Origin of the sequence: Vibrio sp. MarTm2 (genome assembly GCF_027587055.1) — a bacterium.
Lineage (GTDB): Bacteria > Pseudomonadota > Gammaproteobacteria > Enterobacterales > Vibrionaceae > Vibrio > Vibrio sinaloensis_D.
On record NZ_JAPPTK010000003.1, the window covers coordinates 114818 to 132456 of the forward strand.

Annotated in this window: 12 protein-coding genes; 6 read left to right on the forward strand and 6 right to left on the reverse strand. The window is 46.7% G+C overall.

Features of this window, described 5'->3' with window-relative positions:
- Window positions 1-292: 292 nt before the first annotated feature.
- Entirely contained in the window at window positions 293-3001 is a 2709-nt protein-coding gene (gene malT, locus OH458_RS08040) for an HTH-type transcriptional regulator MalT (RefSeq protein ID WP_269977912.1), read from the forward strand.
- Window positions 3002-3063: 62 nt separating this feature from the next.
- On the opposite strand, the gene OH458_RS08045 is transcribed toward malT, so the two are convergent.
- Complete coding sequence (locus tag OH458_RS08045) at window positions 3064-5613, reverse strand: hypothetical protein (RefSeq protein WP_269977913.1); 2550 nt, start codon at window positions 5611-5613, stop codon at window positions 3064-3066.
- A gap of 370 nt (window positions 5614-5983) precedes the next feature.
- Here OH458_RS08045 and OH458_RS08050 point away from each other — a divergent pair, with 370 nt between their 5' ends.
- Window positions 5984-8863 carry an alkaline phosphatase family protein gene (locus OH458_RS08050; protein ID WP_269977914.1) on the forward strand — a complete coding sequence of 960 codons (2880 nt, stop codon included), beginning with the start codon at window positions 5984-5986 and terminating at the stop codon, window positions 8861-8863.
- Between the two features lie 39 nt (window positions 8864-8902).
- Here OH458_RS08050 and OH458_RS08055 read toward each other — a convergent pair whose 3' ends face one another.
- On the reverse strand, window positions 8903-9259 hold the full coding sequence (locus OH458_RS08055; RefSeq protein WP_038135393.1) for a YibL family ribosome-associated protein: 357 nt from the start codon (window positions 9257-9259) through the stop codon (window positions 8903-8905).
- 211 nt (window positions 9260-9470) lie between these two features.
- Between OH458_RS08055 and OH458_RS08060 the strand changes: the two genes are divergently transcribed.
- The 3 genes from OH458_RS08060 (at window position 9471) to OH458_RS08070 (ending at window position 12520) form a co-directional block, all read left to right on the forward strand.
- Window positions 9471-10244, forward strand: a complete 774-nt coding sequence (locus OH458_RS08060) for a DUF4344 domain-containing metallopeptidase (protein WP_269977915.1) — start codon at window positions 9471-9473, stop codon at window positions 10242-10244.
- Window positions 10245-10283: 39 nt separating this feature from the next.
- Complete coding sequence (locus OH458_RS08065) at window positions 10284-10670, forward strand: thiol-disulfide oxidoreductase DCC family protein (protein ID WP_269977916.1); 387 nt, start codon at window positions 10284-10286, stop codon at window positions 10668-10670.
- Between the two features lie 188 nt (window positions 10671-10858).
- Window positions 10859-12520, forward strand: coding sequence for a methyl-accepting chemotaxis protein (locus OH458_RS08070; RefSeq protein ID WP_269977917.1), 1662 nt, complete (start codon window positions 10859-10861; stop codon window positions 12518-12520).
- A 53-nt stretch (window positions 12521-12573) separates the two neighbouring features.
- Here the strand turns inward: OH458_RS08070 and OH458_RS08075 are convergent, their stop codons facing one another.
- From OH458_RS08075 to OH458_RS08090, 4 genes are all read right to left on the reverse strand, one after another.
- Window positions 12574-13122 (reverse strand): AAA family ATPase, encoded by a 549-nt coding sequence (locus OH458_RS08075; RefSeq protein WP_269977918.1) that lies wholly within the window; start codon window positions 13120-13122, stop codon window positions 12574-12576.
- Window positions 13123-13194: 72 nt separating this feature from the next.
- Window positions 13195-15240 (reverse strand): ATP-binding protein, encoded by a 2046-nt coding sequence (locus OH458_RS08080; RefSeq protein ID WP_269977919.1) that lies wholly within the window; start codon window positions 15238-15240, stop codon window positions 13195-13197.
- 40 nt (window positions 15241-15280) lie between these two features.
- Window positions 15281-15772 carry a hypothetical protein gene (locus OH458_RS08085; RefSeq protein WP_269977920.1) on the reverse strand — a complete coding sequence of 164 codons (492 nt, stop codon included), beginning with the start codon at window positions 15770-15772 and terminating at the stop codon, window positions 15281-15283.
- A gap of 153 nt (window positions 15773-15925) precedes the next feature.
- Window positions 15926-16630 carry an NAD(P)-dependent oxidoreductase gene (locus OH458_RS08090; protein ID WP_269977921.1) on the reverse strand — a complete coding sequence of 235 codons (705 nt, stop codon included), beginning with the start codon at window positions 16628-16630 and terminating at the stop codon, window positions 15926-15928.
- Window positions 16631-16743: 113 nt separating this feature from the next.
- On the opposite strand from OH458_RS08090, the gene OH458_RS08095 reads away from it, so the two are divergent.
- Window positions 16744-17631 carry a LysR family transcriptional regulator gene (locus OH458_RS08095; protein ID WP_269977922.1) on the forward strand — a complete coding sequence of 296 codons (888 nt, stop codon included), beginning with the start codon at window positions 16744-16746 and terminating at the stop codon, window positions 17629-17631.
- The last annotated feature ends 8 nt before the right edge of the window (window positions 17632-17639 follow it).

Below are 17639 nucleotides of genomic sequence, written 5' to 3' on the forward strand. Positions count from 1 at the left end.
ATATGTATACTTGATCACATTAAGTTTTCATCTGTTACTCAGTTTTCATCATTTTTGGTGCAACAAAGGATAGAGGTCGCACTCACAACCCGCCACAAAGGTGATAGTTGTCACAATTTAGGGGCGTAGATAACAACAAAGTGTGAATTACACAAAAATCTCGTGGTTGATCAATAACTGTGGGGTTCGTTCTCAAGTAACATCGCTGTCAACAAGGCCTATTGGCTATTTATTCACCACCCCCTAGCAGAGTGAATAACAACAATTAGGGGTATTGAGCAGGGAAAAGAAGATGTGGATTCCTTCTAAGTTAACCCGACCGGGTCGATTACATAATGCTATCGTTCGTCCGCGAGTTTTAGATTTGTTGCAACAAGCCCCTTGCTACAAACTGGTCCTTTTCCGCTCTCCGGCGGGGTATGGAAAAACCACGATGGCGGCTCAATGGCTATCGGACAAAGTTAACGTCGGTTGGTACAGCATAGACGAAAGTGACAACGACTCTTTCCGTTTTATGAACTACCTATTGCAAGCATTGAACAAAGCAACCAACAACGCTTGCCCTAACGCGCAAAAACTCGCCGAGAAGCGTCAGTTCTCCTCTCTTCATTCTCTGTTTGGCGAAGTCTTCTCTGAAATGTCTGTGTTCCATCAAGAGTGCTACCTCGTGCTCGATGATTATCACCTGATCAGTGATGAAGAAATCCACGAAGCCATGCGTTTCTTCCTTAAGCACATGCCAGACAACCTAACGCTTGTCGTCACGAGTCGCGCCGCACCTCCATTGGGCACCGCAAACTTGCGCGTTCGTGACTTGATGATTGAAATTGGCAACGAACTGTTGGCGTTTGATACCGAAGAGACCACAAGATTCTTTAATCAGCGGGTGGCTGATGGCATTGATGACATAACCGCAAACAACCTACGAGCGTACGTTGAGGGGTGGCCTTCCGCATTGCAACTTATCGCGTTGCAAGCGCAGCATCAGCATAAAACCTTAGCCCAGTCCGCCGAATCATTTTCTCAATTTAACCATGCTCACCTATGGGATTACCTTGTCGAAGAGGTGTTTGATTTACTGGATGCAGAAACTCGCTTATTCCTACTCCAGTGTTCCATCCTTGATCACTTTAATGATGAGTTGGTGTCTGCCCTCACCCAGCGTGATGATGCGCTGAGCATGATTGAATCGTTAAACCGCTTTGGTCTGTTCATTCATCCGCTGGAAGGCGAACAAAACTGGTATCGCTTCCACAATCTGTTTGCGGAGTTCTTAACGCACGAACGCTCTGCGCGTATTCCTCAGCAAGAAACAGAACTACACCAAACCGCAGCGAAAGCGTGGCTGAAGCTCTCTTCTCCTCATCAAGCGCTTTACCATGCGCAAAAAGCACAAAATAGCCAGTTAATTGCCGACATCTTGCTGCAATATGGGTGGAAAATGTTTAATGGTGGCGAACTGCAAAGTGTCGAGAAAGCGATTGAGACGCTCAGCCCTGAGCAACTCTACAGCGAACCGAAACTGTGCATGCTTCAGGCTTGGTTAGCGCAAAGCCAACACAGATACAACGATGTTGGCGATTTGCTCTCTAAAGCCGATGCGCAAATGAAAGCCTTTAACGTGGTCTTAAGCACCAAAGAGCAAGGCGAGTTCAACGCACTACGCGCCCAAGTTGCAATCAACCAGAATGAGCCTGAAAAAGCCCTCGAGCTAGCGGAATTGTCACTGAGCCAACTCGATAGTACCGTCTATCGTAGTCGTATCGTTGCTACCTCTGTTGTGGGCGAAGTTAACCACGTATTAGGCCACTTGAGCCGTGCACTGCCAATGATGCAACAAACCGAAAAGCTGGCAAGGCAATACCAAGTCTACCACCAGGCCTTGTGGGCCATGCTGCAGCAAAGCGAAATCTTGATCGCTCAAGGTTACGTTCAAGCCGCGTACGAAGTGCAAGACAATGCCTTCAAACTGATCGAAGAGCAGCAGTTGCAGCAAGTTCCCCTGCATGAGTTTTTACTTCGTGTTCGAGCGCAAATCCTCTGGTGCTGGAACCGCTTGGATGAAGCGGAAGAGTGCGCATACAAAGGGCTTGATATCCTAGGGAATCACAGCCCAAGTAAGCACTTACATAGCTACTCAATGTTGGCGCGTATTGCCATTGGCCGAGGGGAACTCGACAAAGCGGGTAAGTTCATCGACCAAATTGTGCATCTGCAGAAACAGTCAACCTACCACGTCGATTGGACAGCGAACGCCTCACTGTCATTGATTTTATTCTGGCAAGCGCGCGGCGATCTGGAGGCCATTCGTCAATGGTTAGACACCACCGTCAAGCCAGAGCAAGCGTGTAACCACTTTACTCAACTTCAATGGCGTAACATTGCCCGCGCGCAGATTGCACTGGAAGAGTTCGAGCAAGCGGAGCAAACCTTAGCTTTCTTGCAAGAACAAGCAAACAATAACGAATTACTTACCGACACCAACCGCAACTTGATTGTGGAAGCGGTTCTGGCTATTTCTCTCAAGGACGAAGAGAAAGCCCGAGATCGACTTAAGCAGGCGTTGGCGCTGACCAATCAGACGGGTATGTTGGGCAACTTCTTGGTTGATGGCGCGAAGATTGGCCATATTCTGGAGAAACTCAATAACAAGAATGAACTAGGGGATCTAGAACGTCACAGAGCTCAGCAACTGCTGAAGGACATTTCCACCACTCAGCGTAGCCGCTCGGTACACTTCGATGAAGAGTTCGTCGAGAAGTTAGTCAATCACCCAAACATCCCTGAACTTGTTCGTACCAGTCCGCTAACCCAACGAGAATGGCAAGTGCTGGGTCTGATTTACTCAGGGTTTAGCAATGAACAAATCGCCCAAGAGTTGGATGTCGCAGGGACAACCATTAAGACTCACATTCGTAACTTGTACCAAAAGCTCAATATCGCTAACCGCAAAGAAGCCATCAAAACCGCTGAAAACTTGCTTCAATTGATGGGCTATTAGCTCAAATAGAAACAAAAAGCGCAGCGATACCGCTGCGCTTTTCTCACCCGTAAAAGAAGAAGTTAATCATCGATCTCTGGCAAACTCGCCACTTCAATGTCTAACTGTGCCCCCCATGATGGGTCATCACGCTCTTGCTTCACAACACCACGATTGTTTAGCCAAACAACGTTCTTGTCTGTTACAGGGCTAGCAGCGCCAGCTCCCCAATGGGTGTAACTGACCATATGACAAACATCAAACTCACCCGCCGCCACTTCAATCGAGCGTTTGCCTAAGAACTGCTGAGTATAGGTAAAGTATTCCGATTTAAGCTGCTCAATCAAGGTACCTTCCGCAGCATCAGTCACTTGAGTCAAGCTCGCGACAGCCGCATCTTCATGCTCAACCGTTTTGCCCAACAGCAGTTCAGACTTCGCTACAGGGGTTGGTAGAACCACTTTGACATTACCCCAGCTGCTGCCACTTTCATCACGACCAATTTGACCGTAGTAATGATCTTGGTCTTCATACTGCGCTTCCACAAACACCACGCTATCGGCTTCATCATAGCCTTTCACTCTTGTTTGTGTTAGCGCTCCAGACGCATACTGAGCAGGTAAATCAGTGACATTGGAATCTGCAAGCCAAGAGAAGTTATCTCCCATATGCTCTAAGTGATACGTCCAATGCTGAGTATGACCCACCCAAGACATATTACGCGTTACATTTTGAACCCAAGTATCGCCTACTTGTTTTTCATAGTCGGCATCAGACAATGAGTCTAGACAAGCTTGAAGAGTGAAAGGTTGGTAACTCGAGACAATAAATTCAGCAGCAGTTGAACCAAATAGATACTCATCCCCTTCTGCCTCATCACCATCAACATACCAAGTGACGCGTACGAAATCGTTATAAACAGCGAGGTAAAGCTTGTTATCCTCTCTGTTGAAATCGCTCCAAGTTAGGTCATCTTCAAATGCTTCAGGGAACGTAACTTCACGCAAGGTCTGGCCTTTATGTTCGATATCTTGCCAACTTCCTTGCGCCGCAAGCTTGGCCAAGGCTCCATCCCCTTGGTAAGCGTAGTAAATAACATCACCCACACTTGTTAGCTGAGCGTATAAAATACCGTGGCTCGTTCCAGCCAATGGGATCAAGTCGGCGGTATCATGCGTACCACTGCGGTCAGAGTCATTCACCGCAATAGTTGATGCAAGCGTCTTCAACCACACCCCGCCGAGACTAATACCGTTACACATGTTTCCTAGAGCTTGGTAGCGATCCGGATCGGACTTCTCACACCAATCTCCTTTGTTGAAACCATAGTACCCCTCTTCAATCATGCTTGATTCAACTTTATAGGCCACACTATTGACTGGGAAAACGAGATCGCTATCGATGTGGTTAAGCCAATATTCAGAGTCATCCGCATCTTCTAGGATTTCACGCACATTCAAATTGCTGATATTGACACGATCCGCGGAGATTTCCTGATCCAGTTCAGGCAGCGCTGTTTTGACAAGTAAGCTGCCATCTTCACGACTCACCACTTCAACAACCGTATCATCCGCTGCAACCCAACCTTCTGCACTTAGGAGCATTTGACCATCATCAGAACCCGGCTCTTGGTGATGTTGCTCGAAACCACCGGTTTGGTAGTCGTAGAAGAATTGAAGCTCTTCCACTTCAGATTCTTTATTCACGCGGATGGCGCCAAACTCCAACTCAGGTGGAGCGTAGTCCTCTGCGTAGCTGTCAAACCAAACTAAACCGTCCGATTTTAGAACCTTAAGCAGGTCAACATCTTCACTATTTTTAACCGCATCAAGCTCATCAAGTTTGTCTTTCAAGTTTTCTTGAGCCAGTTCTAACGGGAGTTCCCCGAGAATCTTGTCAATGTCGATGTCATCTTCTGCATTCCCAATGTGAGACAACACGTCATCAACCACCTGCATCACTTGCTCGATGATCAGCTCCTTAAGTTCGTCGTCTTCAATGCCGGCCTTTGAAGCATCCAGAGAGTCGGTCGCGTTAGCCATCACCGATGCCGCAACTTGTGCAACCTTGTGAAGAGACATATACGCTTCGCGTTCCTCTTGAGTCATAGTGCTCGAAGCCTTTGCTGCAACATAGTCTTGTTCTAGATCGACTTTGCCACCTAAGCTACCAAGTTGCCCTTTCACGACCGCTTTTGCATCTTCTAAACTCTTGCCCTTTTCCACTTCATTTTGAACCAGTGTCGTCAACGGACTAACAAATTCTGAGCCCGGAGGCGCGGTAAGTGTGTAGGCTTTAGTGAGAGGAGTGTCTGGGTTGTCTTGGTCGATGGTTTGACCTGGCACCACTTCAATCACAACCACGCCGTTTTGGCGCTGCTGAGCCGTCAGATTTGTTAGAGTGAACTCACCATTTTCATCGGTCACGGTAGAGGGCTCATCATCGTCACACGCTTTGTTCGCATTCAGATCCAGACACGCTATCGCGCCCTCTAGATAACCATCTGCCGCCCTTGCGGTAAAAGAAGACGTTGCCGGTGCGGTCGGGTCCGGATCCGAGCTTCCACCTCCGCCGCCACAAGCAGTTAAGCCGATTGCCACAGCCATCGCTAATACGGTACGTTGTGTGTTCATATCATTTCTCCGTTGAGTGAACTAATTCTTATAGCGCAGCGATATATAACCAATACTTAATATAATCATTCAGTTACATTACAAGCGCGAATATGTCGCAAACATAGCAACTCAACCTAGGTCGAAATAATACCGATATCGAATTTCATGATAAGGGAAGCAAGAACCCATCAAGAACAAATATGAATTGCGGCGCACATCTTAACTTTGATATCCGTTGACAATAATTTTCACAACGTTCACTGAAAATAACGACCAACTCCCGCTAATTGGCATTTCACTGCATATCACCAAATTCACCCCTCATGTTGCACTCTCTATCAAAGCTGCCAAAATGCACATTAGTCACGGTGTAATAGGATTAAATTCAATGGGTTGGTTTCGCTCTAATAAGCTCAATCTCGCTGTTTGTGCAGCACTGGCTCTCCCGGCAACAGGTCATGCAGAAGTGGGTCAAACCCCTCTAATCGGTGGGTTGTTTAACTCATCTGAGGTACTGAAAAACCAGATCGCTGACTCACTCTCTTATTCGACGCGCTTTGCCCGAGACATGACTCTGTTTACGGTGGGCGGATTGACCCTCGAAGCCTACCTGCTCACTCTGCCACTTGACGCCAAAACCAAAGCCAAAGTGATGGCTCAGCTTGCCAATCCAAACTACGCCATTCCTTTGGGTTATTTTCTCTATCAGTTTTATGACCGTTATACCGGCATCGGCAACGAAGATACGTTTAAGCAATATTTGAAAACCGTCTACGACGATGAGGTACTGACCGGATTTGAGCACTCACTGTTTACGCTTAGTGAGCAAAGCGCCCAGCCGGAAAAAGAGCACCACAAAGACCAAGCACACCGAGAAGGCTTAAAAGTCGATCGCCACTTTATGGCGTCAATGGTGACGGTCTATGATGCGTTGGTTCAGGTTGGCGAATGGCAAGACCTCGACCGCCTACCAGACACCTATACCTATTTATCCAACCGACCAGAAGACTTAGCGCTGGTTGCCAAAATTCAACCCATTGTCGTCGGTATCTTGAATCAAGTTGGTCAGGGCATGGATGAGGGCGACATGAAGAATGCCATTTTGGCCATTGCTCAAGATGGTCTGCCACAGTATGTCGACAAAACCAACAACAAAGCTCAAGCGATTACCATTAGTTTGATCGACTTTGTGCGACTCAATGTGCTTAAAGCGTATCGACAGTTTGTGTTTCAAGATGAAAGGCAGCATAAGCTGAACGACTGGCTGCAAACCAACTTTGATGACAACCCAGAGTCGGTGATTGCTTTCTTAGAATCGCAGCAGAATCGACGCTTTGCCGTTCAGATTACCGTCGACGGGTTACAGCAAGGTTTGATGGAAGGCTTAGTCGACCCTGAAAAGCCCTTCATTAAGCACGCGTATCAACAGCATCTTACACTCACCGCCAAGCAACCTGCTTTTGCTCAAGCCACGCCAGATCATGTCCAAAGTGTTCGATTCTTAGAGATTTTATCTGAGCAAACCTACAAAGATCCGCACTACCTGCCGTTCTTCAAACGCCTTTACCGAGACCATTCGGATTCCATCGCTCAGGTGGGCATCTCTTCAACACCGACCATCAGTGTGCGCAACCTGCCCATCATTAAAACTGGCGCAAAAGTCTCTGGAAAAGAAGGGACTGGTATTCCCAATTTCCATTTTGTCGATCGAGAGCAAGACCGCGCCTACTACTTTTTTGGCAACGATGCACTGCAACTCGACAGGCTAATGCAAGTCAACAAGGTTCAAACCATGTTTGATCGTCTTGTGCACCTTAAAACTCTTAACTGCAACGCGCAGTACGATTGGAACGCGCACACTAGCTATGATGGATTAGTCAACTTGGGAGCAGGCGAAGCGTTAAGGGACTTTGGCGAAAAACGCTGCCTAAGAGAGCTGGACGAACGCTCTGTGGTTGAGGTTGAGTTAACCAAAAAACGTCAATCCCTGATCGATAACATCCAAGGCTATCAAGACATCCCTGTGTGGGACTTCTATACCCGCTTAACGCGCAAATGGAAAATTGAACAGGATTTGGAAGACTACACCAAACTTGATGGCAAAGGGATGCCCGATTTCACCTTAATCTATAACCCTTGGCCGGATCATTTTGCCCATTTTGTTGGCCCGTTTAGTGATGAAATCATCATGCCAAGTGGTGAGCTAAATAGACTCGATTACTGGATTACCTCAGTTGAGCAAGCCTATAAGCGAGCTGGGGTGTATCAAAACACCTTATTCGGCATGGCAGGCGATCATGGTTTAGCTCCGGTCTATCATGCGCTTAACCCTGAAAAAGCCATTTTCCCACCGCTAGAGAAACAGCTCGGCTACCCGCTAATCATCCGTAAAATTTCATCGGACGAAGGGGAAGGTCCTAAGATCACCAATGCGCTTAGCTACCCAAGTAACAAGAACATCGATGTGGTTGTCGCCTCGACGGCTGGCGGTAATTTCATGATGGATATGTTTAACTCGCAGCAAGGTTGGCATGTACAACCCGTCTACCATGAGTTGACACAGTGGTCGCCTGTCAATGCACCACAAGGTGAAACCGTTGATATTATTCAACGCTCACTGGATTACTTGGCCGCAAGTTTAGACTACCTCGTGGTGCGAGAGTCTCAGTGCAGCGAACAGTCTTGCCACATTCGTTTGGTATCGACTCGAGAGGGTCAACGCGTTGATGAGGAAATCATCCGCAAAGGAGACCGGTTCTTCTATCGTGGGCTCAACGACAAACCCCGCTTATTGCAAACCCAAATATTGAACCCATACCTACCAGCGCCGACAGATGCCGCCTTGTCACGATTTGGTCAGTTGGTCGACAAATGCCTCTACCAAGCCGAGGTGAGTAATCCGAGCTCTTGGTGTAACGCCGAAGAATGGAAGTCACTGACTCGCTTCACGCCGCGCCCAGACTCTGTCGTCGAGCTGGCTCAGTTATATGCAGAAGATAGAGCAGGCACCATTAACTTGTTCCCAGCAGAAGGCGTCGGTTACAACACTAAGGTGCCCGGGCGACATGCAGGTGAAAGCTATTTAGAGAAAGACGCATTTATCGGCTTTTGGGGCGAGCCCATTGGCAAAAACGTTACGCCATTGGAGAGTGAGGCGAATGGTTCGCTGGCGCCAACACTGTATCAGTACCTAACGGGAGAAGAGGTGGTCATAAACGAGAACGGCTGGGGCTATCCATCCTTACTGAATAAACTGGACATCCAATAAGCAAAAAGCGCCGTGAAGGCGCTTTTTTAATGAATCTGATTAAAATGGTTTAGGCGCGTAACCTGTCATCACTTTCAGGTGAAGCTCTTTGCCTAATTTTGTCATTGGGTGAACCACAACCAACCCTTTTACTGACTTTTTAAGTTTACCCATATCTGCCTGCTCTGCTTTAGTGATTTCGCGCGAAAATGGCATGTCCAACAAGCTCTTACGCTCCTTGTTCATATCATATTGCTGCTTGTGTTTAACCGAGCTCGCTTTCTTGGTCAGCTTTTCAATCTCATCAGTAAACTTAGAAATCATTTCCTGATCACCACGACCTTTCGCTGCATCCAGCTTACGTTGACACGCGTCTAGACGGTTATGAAGGTTTTGCAGTTCTTTCTTTAGGCTCATGGTATATATCTCACTGTGACAGAAAAGGGCGGCGAGTGTAGCACAAGCTGCCCCACCACCCTAACAATTATCTAAGCGACTTGCCTTAATCGCCCGAGGACCATTCAATTCACCAGCCGTATTTATGTTGAGTAACAGAGTAAGCGAAAAGCCCATTTTTATGTCAGTATAAAGTAAGGCTATCGATTGATTAGAATAATAAGGATTTTTTATGTTTTCTCGTTCTCTGCTGCTTGTTGGCGCATTGCTTAGCGCACAGGCGGTCGTGGCCAGCGACAATATCACCATTCGTTACCTTGAGCCACTTGATGCAAAAGAAGCACAGGCACTCAAAGAGATTCAGCAAAGCGGTGTCAACGACACAATGGTCGCCTTATCCGAACGCTTGATGCCGTTCAACAAGCCGCTTGTTATTGAGTATGGCAGTGATGATGGTCCACTCTATGATCCGCAAAAGCATGTCGTTCAAATGCCTTACACCTTCTATCAAGAAGCATGGAGCTACTTCAAAAAGAACAAATACGATGAAAAGTATGGTAAGTCTGCCGAGCTTGGTGCAATCGACACCATACTCCATACCCTCATTCACGAAGCTGGGCACGCCTACATCGCGGATCAAAACATTCCCATTCTCGGAAAAGAAGAAGATGCAGTAGACAACTTAGCCGCTCTGCTGATGATTGATTATGTCGACAACGGGGACGATGCCGCGATCAGTGCTGCCGACATGTTTGCTTTTGAATCGGGAGATAAACCCGACTATTACGAATTTGGCGAATACATTGACGAGCACAGTTTTGACTTGCAGCGCTACTTCTCTACTTTGTGTCTGGTGTATGGCAGCGATCCAGAAAAGCACAAACAACTTTTAGATGAAGTCGAAAAAGATTACCTAACGGAGCGCAAAGACTTTTGCATCTATCAATATCAGTCGGTCAGTCAAAACTGGCATCGCTACCTTCAATCCACCAGCACTGATCAATAAACCCGTGGCCGTCGTAGAAAAGCAAAAAAGAGGAACCCCATGACACAGCTGACCATTTTCTACGACGGAACTTGCCCACTATGCCTCAAAGAAATGAAGGCACTGAAACAGCACGACACACAAGACCTGCTCTCGATTGTCGATCTCCACTCCCCAGACTTCGCTGCTTACCCACATGTAGATCCTGTTGAGGCTTCAAGAATTCTTCATGCCTACGACCACAATCACAACTTATTACTTGGTCTTGATGTGACCTATCGAGCTTGGTCACTGGTTGGCAAAGGATGGCTTTATGCACCTTTACGCTGGCCACTTATCAGCCCCATGGCTGACTGGGCATACATCAAGTTCGCAAATAACCGCTATACCGTCTCTAAATGGCTGACAGGAAAGAGTAAATGTGACAGCGGTCAATGTTCCCGCTGACCTAGTACTAATGTCTAATAACTGATGCCTAATTAATCATCAAGAATCACAGATGACTGCCGATAAATTAGCTAATCTTATGAATGATAAACTTAAGATTGACTACAATTAAACCTAGAACAACAACTACTTTAACAACACTTAACGACAATTACTGTGTTAAGGCATCACGGAATCAGGATGTTTGTATGAGTCTTACAATCAAAAGCCGCCTCTACATTTTAGCGCTTGTGCCACTGCTCGTTATTGCTTCGGGCATGCTCAGTTTTACCTATATCAAAACCAATGAGCTAAATGACCAACAGGTCGAAATTACTCGCCAAAACATGATGAACATGAAAAAGGCTGAGCTGAAAAACTATCTGCAAATGGCAAAGTCAGCGATTCAACCTTACCTCGACAGAGGAGCTTCATTCGAGGAAGCCTATGAGACATTGAAAACGCTAGAGTATGGTAAAACTGGCTATGTTTTCGGCTACGATTCGAAAGGAACACGAATGGTGCAAGGACAAAAAGCACCGGGGATTGGTAATAACTACTGGACACTCCAAGATACACAAGGGAACTATCTCATTCAGGACCTGATCCGCAACGCGAAAACCGGTGAGTTTACCACTTACTACTTTCCTAAGCAGGGTGAAACTGTTTCCCTTCCTAAGCTCAGTTATTCGATTTATATTCCCGAATGGGACTTGATGCTCGGAACAGGTTTTTACACTGACGATATAGAAGTCATCTTAAAAGAAATGGAGGATACGGCTCACAGTGCTCTTTCATCAACCTTAAGTGCTATTGCTATTTTTTGTTTGGTCATCGCAGTTGGTGTTGCAATGTTCGCTGTGACCGTTAACCGCACGGTCCTTAAACCGTTGGAAATGTTTGACGATTCGATCCGTTCGTTTGCAAGTGGTGAAGCAGACCTGACAGCACGAATGGAAGATTTTAAGGCGCCTGAATTCGCCCAACTCAGCAAAAACTTCAACGCCTTTGTTGCTAGCCTTCAAAACATCATTCGTAGCGTGAGTGATGTTGGCCAACAAGTCGTGTCAGAAACAACCAACATGTCTCAGCGTGCAGCAAAAGTGGATGAGCTTGCTACAGGTCAACGTGAAGAGACAGAGCAAGTTGCCACAGCAATGACAGAGATGACCACTACAGCAACCGAGATTTCAAACAACGCGAGCCAAGCAGCTGATTCAGCAAAAGAAGCCGACGATAATGCCAAAGACGCGCAAAATATTGTTAACTCTGCGGCTCAATCGGTGGAAGCGCTAGCAGAGGAAGTCTCGCAGGCTAGTGGGGTTATTTCTCGCTTAGAAGGCGATGTACAAAACATTTCATCTTCTCTTGAGGTTATTCAAGATATTGCCGAACAAACCAACCTGTTAGCACTGAACGCCGCAATCGAGGCAGCGCGTGCAGGGGAGCAAGGCCGAGGCTTTGCTGTCGTTGCCGATGAAGTCCGTAAACTCGCGAGCCGCACTCAAGACAGTACGGGTGAGATCCATAAAATGATCGAGCAGTTAAAAGCCGCTTCTGACGATGCAGTAAAAGCCATGGAATCAAGCCAGAAACGTGGCGCGAGTACTGTTGAAGAAGCCAATGCTGCCGCTAGAGCATTGATTCAGATTCAAGAGTCGATTGGCACCATCATGGACATGAACTCCCTGATCGCAACGGCAACCGAAGAGCAAAGCTTAGTGGGTCAGGAGATTTCACAGCGTATTGTGGTAATTTCAGACCAAAGTGCACAGTCTGCCGAACTGGCGAACGAGAACCGTGCAGGCAGCCAAGAGCTCAACCAAAGAGCTAACGAGCTATACGAATTGGTTGACCGATTTACAGTGTAATTTGAGCTTTATAAGACAAAGCCCGCGACACAGTCGCGGGCTTTTTTGATCAGCTATTGGGGGCAAGAAGGCTGTGCGATTTGCGACAGAAAAGCTTGGCACTCTTTCGGACTACCAAGCCGAATAAAGTGGATGTGTTGATAGTCAGGGTTGCGCATGTCGTCTAAGTAACGCTCTCGGTTTGAATGATACGTTCTTATTGTCCAGGCAATAATGGAGTCTTTGCTACAAAACGATTTTTGAAATGTCTCTCTATTGCCCGTATTTGGCCAAAGCTCTTGACCTGTCCACACTCGGTGAATCGCCCGCTTTACCGCTTGAAGCAAAGTTCGAGCGAAGGAGTAGTCAATCCAGATCACCGTATCAACATCTCTCCATTTGGTCTCACGAGTACGATTGTAATTGCCATCCAATACCCAACTAGGGCAGTCTAACGCACGTTCAATATTTGAGAAAAACACCTCATCGCTAGACTCTTGCCAATTCGGTAGCCAGAAAAGAGTATCCATTTCGATATGCTGACAACCCAGCACTTTCGCAAGCTCGGCACTAAACGTCGATTTACCACTTCCACTGGTGCCAACCACATTTACTCTACGCACTGCAACTCCTTGTATAGACAATAAAATTGGGGGCGAGAGTAGAGCACACAATAAACGGCGGTTCAACAGCTTTTATGCATATTTTTCGAGCATTTCACGCATCCACTCCAGTTGAAAGGGTTTCGCCAACACATCATCAAATCCTGCACTCAAGTACGCGTTCACATCACTATCAAAGGTATTAGCGGTGAGTGCAATAATGGCTGAGTTTGGCGCGAGTTGATGGCGCGTGATCTGCTTAAGCGTTTCCAACCCATCCATAACGGGCATTTGAATGTCCATGAAAATCACATCAAATTCTTGGTTTTGCAGACAGTCGAGACACTCTTGGCCATTATTGACAATGGTCGCGTCCACATTCAGTAGTGATAACATCTTCTGCGCGACGATCTGGTTAATTTCCATATCCTCAACCACCAGCACACGCAAGGAGTTGGGAAATGACTGCGAATCGGTGTCGGGAACTCGCTCTGCTCCCATAGCCATTGAACCTATGGCATTCGCGACAGAGAAAAAGTCGTAGGGTTTGCTCACTCTGAACACATCATCTTGGTCAAGGGCCATTGTCGCGTTGCACAACACAATATGATGTTGATTCAGCGCCTCATTCGGTAGCGCTTCTCTGCCTGAAAGATAAGTGAGCGTCACCTCCGCGTCCTCATCATATAAGTCCGCATTGATTAACTCACGCTTGATAAGGCGCTCAGCAAATTCGTTGGAAGCCTGAACTCGCACTTTTTGCCCTGTAGCAGCGTTGGGGACTTTCGGCTTTTGCTCCATTAACATCACAGGAACTCGGACGGTAAAGGTTGTCCCTTTCTCAAGCTCACTCTCAACGTCGATTTTGCCTCCCATTAGTTCAATTAACGATTGGCTAATCGATAAACCCAATCCGGTTCCCCCGTAAAGACGAGAAATAGAATCGTCCGCTTGGGTAAACTCATTAAAGACCTGTCCAAGTTGCGCTTCGCTCATACCTATACCGGTATCGGAGACGGTCAGAATCAAGCTTTGTAATTGAGAATCCAGCGTGAGATTGACTTCAACATGGCCATGATGGGTAAACTTCAACGAGTTGTAGCCAAGGTTTGTGATCACTTGCAGCAACTTAGTTTTATCGGCCACAAGCAAATAGTCAGCCGCTAATTGATGGGAAAAAAACACATCCACATCCTCTTTACCCGCCTCCACAAAGACAGTCTTGGCGGAATCGATGAGTTCGCTACAGTAGAAGCGCTCCTCGTGCAAGGTGACATTTCCTTGCTCTATTTTACTGAGATCCAACACACTGTTGATCAATTTCAATAAGTGCTGACCAGAACGGTTAATTAACGACGCATAGTTTTTTACTTGTTCTTCACTCGCGAGATAATGCTCTTTCTGGCTCAACCCGATGATCGCATTCAGAGGGGTACGCATCTCATGGGACATATTGGCTAAAAATCGCGCTTTCGCTACCGCACTTTGTTCAGCAAGCTGTCTTGCCTCTTCCAGTTTTAACGTCCGCTCAGTTAAGTCTCGACTAAGCTTGGTCTGACTAAAGTACAACCATGAAACAATCAATATCATCGCAATGGTACACAGCAAAATAATACCCAAATTGAAAAACTGTCCCTTGTAGATATCTTCTTTGTGCTGATTAAACTGCAACTGGTCTTTTTGAACTTGAGAGATGAAGTCGGAGAGATAGCTGTTGAGCATCACATATATATCATCCACTTTTTGAGAAGCAATGTTAAGGGGCTGACTGTTGTCTAGCGTTACCTGTTGAATCAACGCAGTCGACACTTCTAGCTGGGAAGTGATTTTTTTAAGTATGGAAACGTCACCATATCGCTCATGGACATCAAATGTGCGCCTAGAGTTAAAATCTTGCAGTATACTGGATTTATAAATCCTCGCTTTTATCTGCAAACTTCGTAACGATTGAACCGATGGCGCCAGTTCAAAACGCTGCAACTCTGCTTTTAACAGCAGCACCTTGTTTTTGGCGGACATATTGTTATTCACGATGGTGACGTAAGGCTGTGGAGAAATGTTGCGGATTTCGATTAATGATGAAAAGAAATTCACAATCAATAAAATGAGCGCAAAACACAGCGCCCCGATCGCAACCATAACAATTCGCCGAACATGTCGGTGTTGACTTACCCGTGTGCTATTCAACAAACACTTCCTTCACTTGCCAAGCCGATAAGCTGTAATAGAAGTCGTTTCTCAATTCAGGGTATTCACTAAATGGAAACACGACGAATAATGGGCCTTTATCATCCAGCGTCATCTTGTTTCCCGCTTCATGGGTTGCCAGTAGGACGCCGTATTTTTCAATATCGCTGACGGCTATCCTCACTACATAATCATCCCACGCAGTAATACGAACATGTGTGCCTTTTGCACCCACATAATCGAGCAAACTCTTGATCGTTGGGCCACGATACTCCACCACTTGGCTGACAACATGATTGCTTGTCGTGATACTTTGGATATCTAGCGCTTGCAGCATTTGCTCATCAAACACAACGCCATCAACTGTATTGAGTTGGCTCAGATTGCCGTTGACCCACAAAATGGGCTCACCTTGTGGGGTGGGTATACTGTATGCGTTGAGGCTCACCACCAACGCTAATAATGTAATCAGCCGATGAATCATGTGTATGTTCTTCCTTGAGTTAGTGACCGAAAAGACGCTCTAACAAGTATAGACAAGGAAAACCCACTACCTAAAACGATTGCCTAATTTTCAAATATTTACTTGCACCCCTTAATGACAATCGTCCGAACATTGAGCAACGAAAATGGTGTATCACTCGATGTTATAGATGACTGGCGTTTTAGACTGCCACTGTTGCCACAGTGAGTCGTCCAACACCAACTGGCATAGCGCGTGAGCAACATTAATTCGACTCGTATCCCCTGCGTTAAACAATGCACTCCGTGTTGGGCTAGAGTGCCATGAGTATTCGCTAACCTCGCCCCTATCAATTAACGTGTCTGGGCGCACCATCACCCATTGGAGAGCGTGATGGCCACTTCCTTGACGTTGTAGAAACTTCGCTGCACGCTCATTGTCGCGATGAGGAGGGAGCAGCCAACGCAGCAAGACATTCATCGATCGTTCTAGCGGTGGAATAGACTCTTTTAACAAAGCATTGCGAACGCCCGTCGAGCTCATCAATGCGATCTTAAGCGGTTGCTCTCTCTTGACTGAGAGTAAAGACGCCACTCTCTGCAAGCTGTCTCGAACAAGCATTCGGGGTGCGCCATACACGCCTTGCAACGTCAGGTTATGACCTAAACAACAGACAAGCGCATCACTGTCGGCAAGCAAGGACTCAAGCTGTTCACTCTCCATTGATAAAGCAGTTTCCTCAACCTGTTGAAGATGTGCATGCGCCTCTAACACACTTAAGTTTCTCACCAACGCAGTCACTTGACACCCAGAGTCCAATAACTGTGCGACAACCAAACGTCCCGTTGCGCCCGTTGCGCCTAAAACCACCACTTTCATCGCCATTTCCTTCACTTATTGGATGAGCAGCCAGTGTAACAATTCAAAATTGTTTGGAAATCCATCAATAGTGTATAACAATCATTCATTATTGAATGGATTAGAAACGAATCATGGATTGGAAACACATTCAGTTTGATTGGAATCATGCTCGCGCCTTTCTTGTGGTTGCCGAGGAAGGGTCATTCTCAGCAGCTGGACGAGCGCTCAATATGAGTCAGCCAACGCTTGGGCGCCAAATTGCGGCCTTTGAGCACGAGCTAAAACTCACGCTGTTCGAGCGAGTAGGCAAGAAACTGGTACTTACCGACAGTGGCCAAAAACTCTATCAGCATGTGAGTCACATGGCCGAGTCCGCCAACCAACTGTTACTGACGGCCCTTGGCCAAGATGAAAGCATCGCAGGCAAAGTGAGCATTTCTCTTACCGAGCTCGATGCTTTTTTTCGCTTTCCGCCGTTAGTGAGTCAACTCAACGAGTTAGCGCCAAACATCGATATCGAATTGATCGTCTCCAATCAAGTCAGTGATTTGAAACGTCGAGAAGCGGATATCGCCCTGCGCTATCAAAGGCCCACCGACCTTGATCTGATTGCCAAAAAAATCGGCCGGGAGACCGTGTACCTTTATGGGCGCAAAGAAGTGGTCAACAGCTTTGAAGGTAAGTCACCGAACGAGGTCGCTAACGTCCAGATCATCGGCTTTGATTACACTGACCATCTAACTCAACACCTCAAACACTCGAACTGGCAACTCAAACACAATCCATTTACTCTAGTGTGCAACAATCAATTGGTTCAATGGCAGTTGGCTCTACATACGCGAACGCTCATCCTCTTACCCGAGCACATTGCTCGCGCCCATCCAGATTTACGCATCGCGTTTAAAGAACACTTCAACCCTTTTGAAATCGATGCGTGGCTGGTGAGTCACCGCGAACTGCACACCAGTAAAAGAGTCCGTTTAGTGTATGACTTTTTGGCGCAGCATATGGCCATCTAATATTGATA

Coding starts and splice junctions, on each gene's coding strand:
- malT (WP_269977912.1), top strand. CDS start 293: ATGTGGATTCCTTCTAAGTTAACCCGACCGGGTCGATTACATAATGCT.
- OH458_RS08045 (WP_269977913.1), bottom strand. CDS start 5,613: ATGAACACACAACGTACCGTATTAGCGATGGCTGTGGCAATCGGCTTA.
- OH458_RS08050 (WP_269977914.1), top strand. CDS start 5,984: ATGGGTTGGTTTCGCTCTAATAAGCTCAATCTCGCTGTTTGTGCAGCA.
- OH458_RS08055 (WP_038135393.1), bottom strand. CDS start 9,259: ATGAGCCTAAAGAAAGAACTGCAAAACCTTCATAACCGTCTAGACGCG.
- OH458_RS08060 (WP_269977915.1), top strand. CDS start 9,471: ATGTTTTCTCGTTCTCTGCTGCTTGTTGGCGCATTGCTTAGCGCACAG.
- OH458_RS08065 (WP_269977916.1), top strand. CDS start 10,284: ATGACACAGCTGACCATTTTCTACGACGGAACTTGCCCACTATGCCTC.
- OH458_RS08070 (WP_269977917.1), top strand. CDS start 10,859: ATGAGTCTTACAATCAAAAGCCGCCTCTACATTTTAGCGCTTGTGCCA.
- OH458_RS08080 (WP_269977919.1), bottom strand. CDS start 15,240: ATGGTTGCGATCGGGGCGCTGTGTTTTGCGCTCATTTTATTGATTGTG.
- OH458_RS08085 (WP_269977920.1), bottom strand. CDS start 15,772: ATGATTCATCGGCTGATTACATTATTAGCGTTGGTGGTGAGCCTCAAC.
- OH458_RS08090 (WP_269977921.1), bottom strand. CDS start 16,630: ATGAAAGTGGTGGTTTTAGGCGCAACGGGCGCAACGGGACGTTTGGTT.
- OH458_RS08095 (WP_269977922.1), top strand. CDS start 16,744: ATGGATTGGAAACACATTCAGTTTGATTGGAATCATGCTCGCGCCTTT.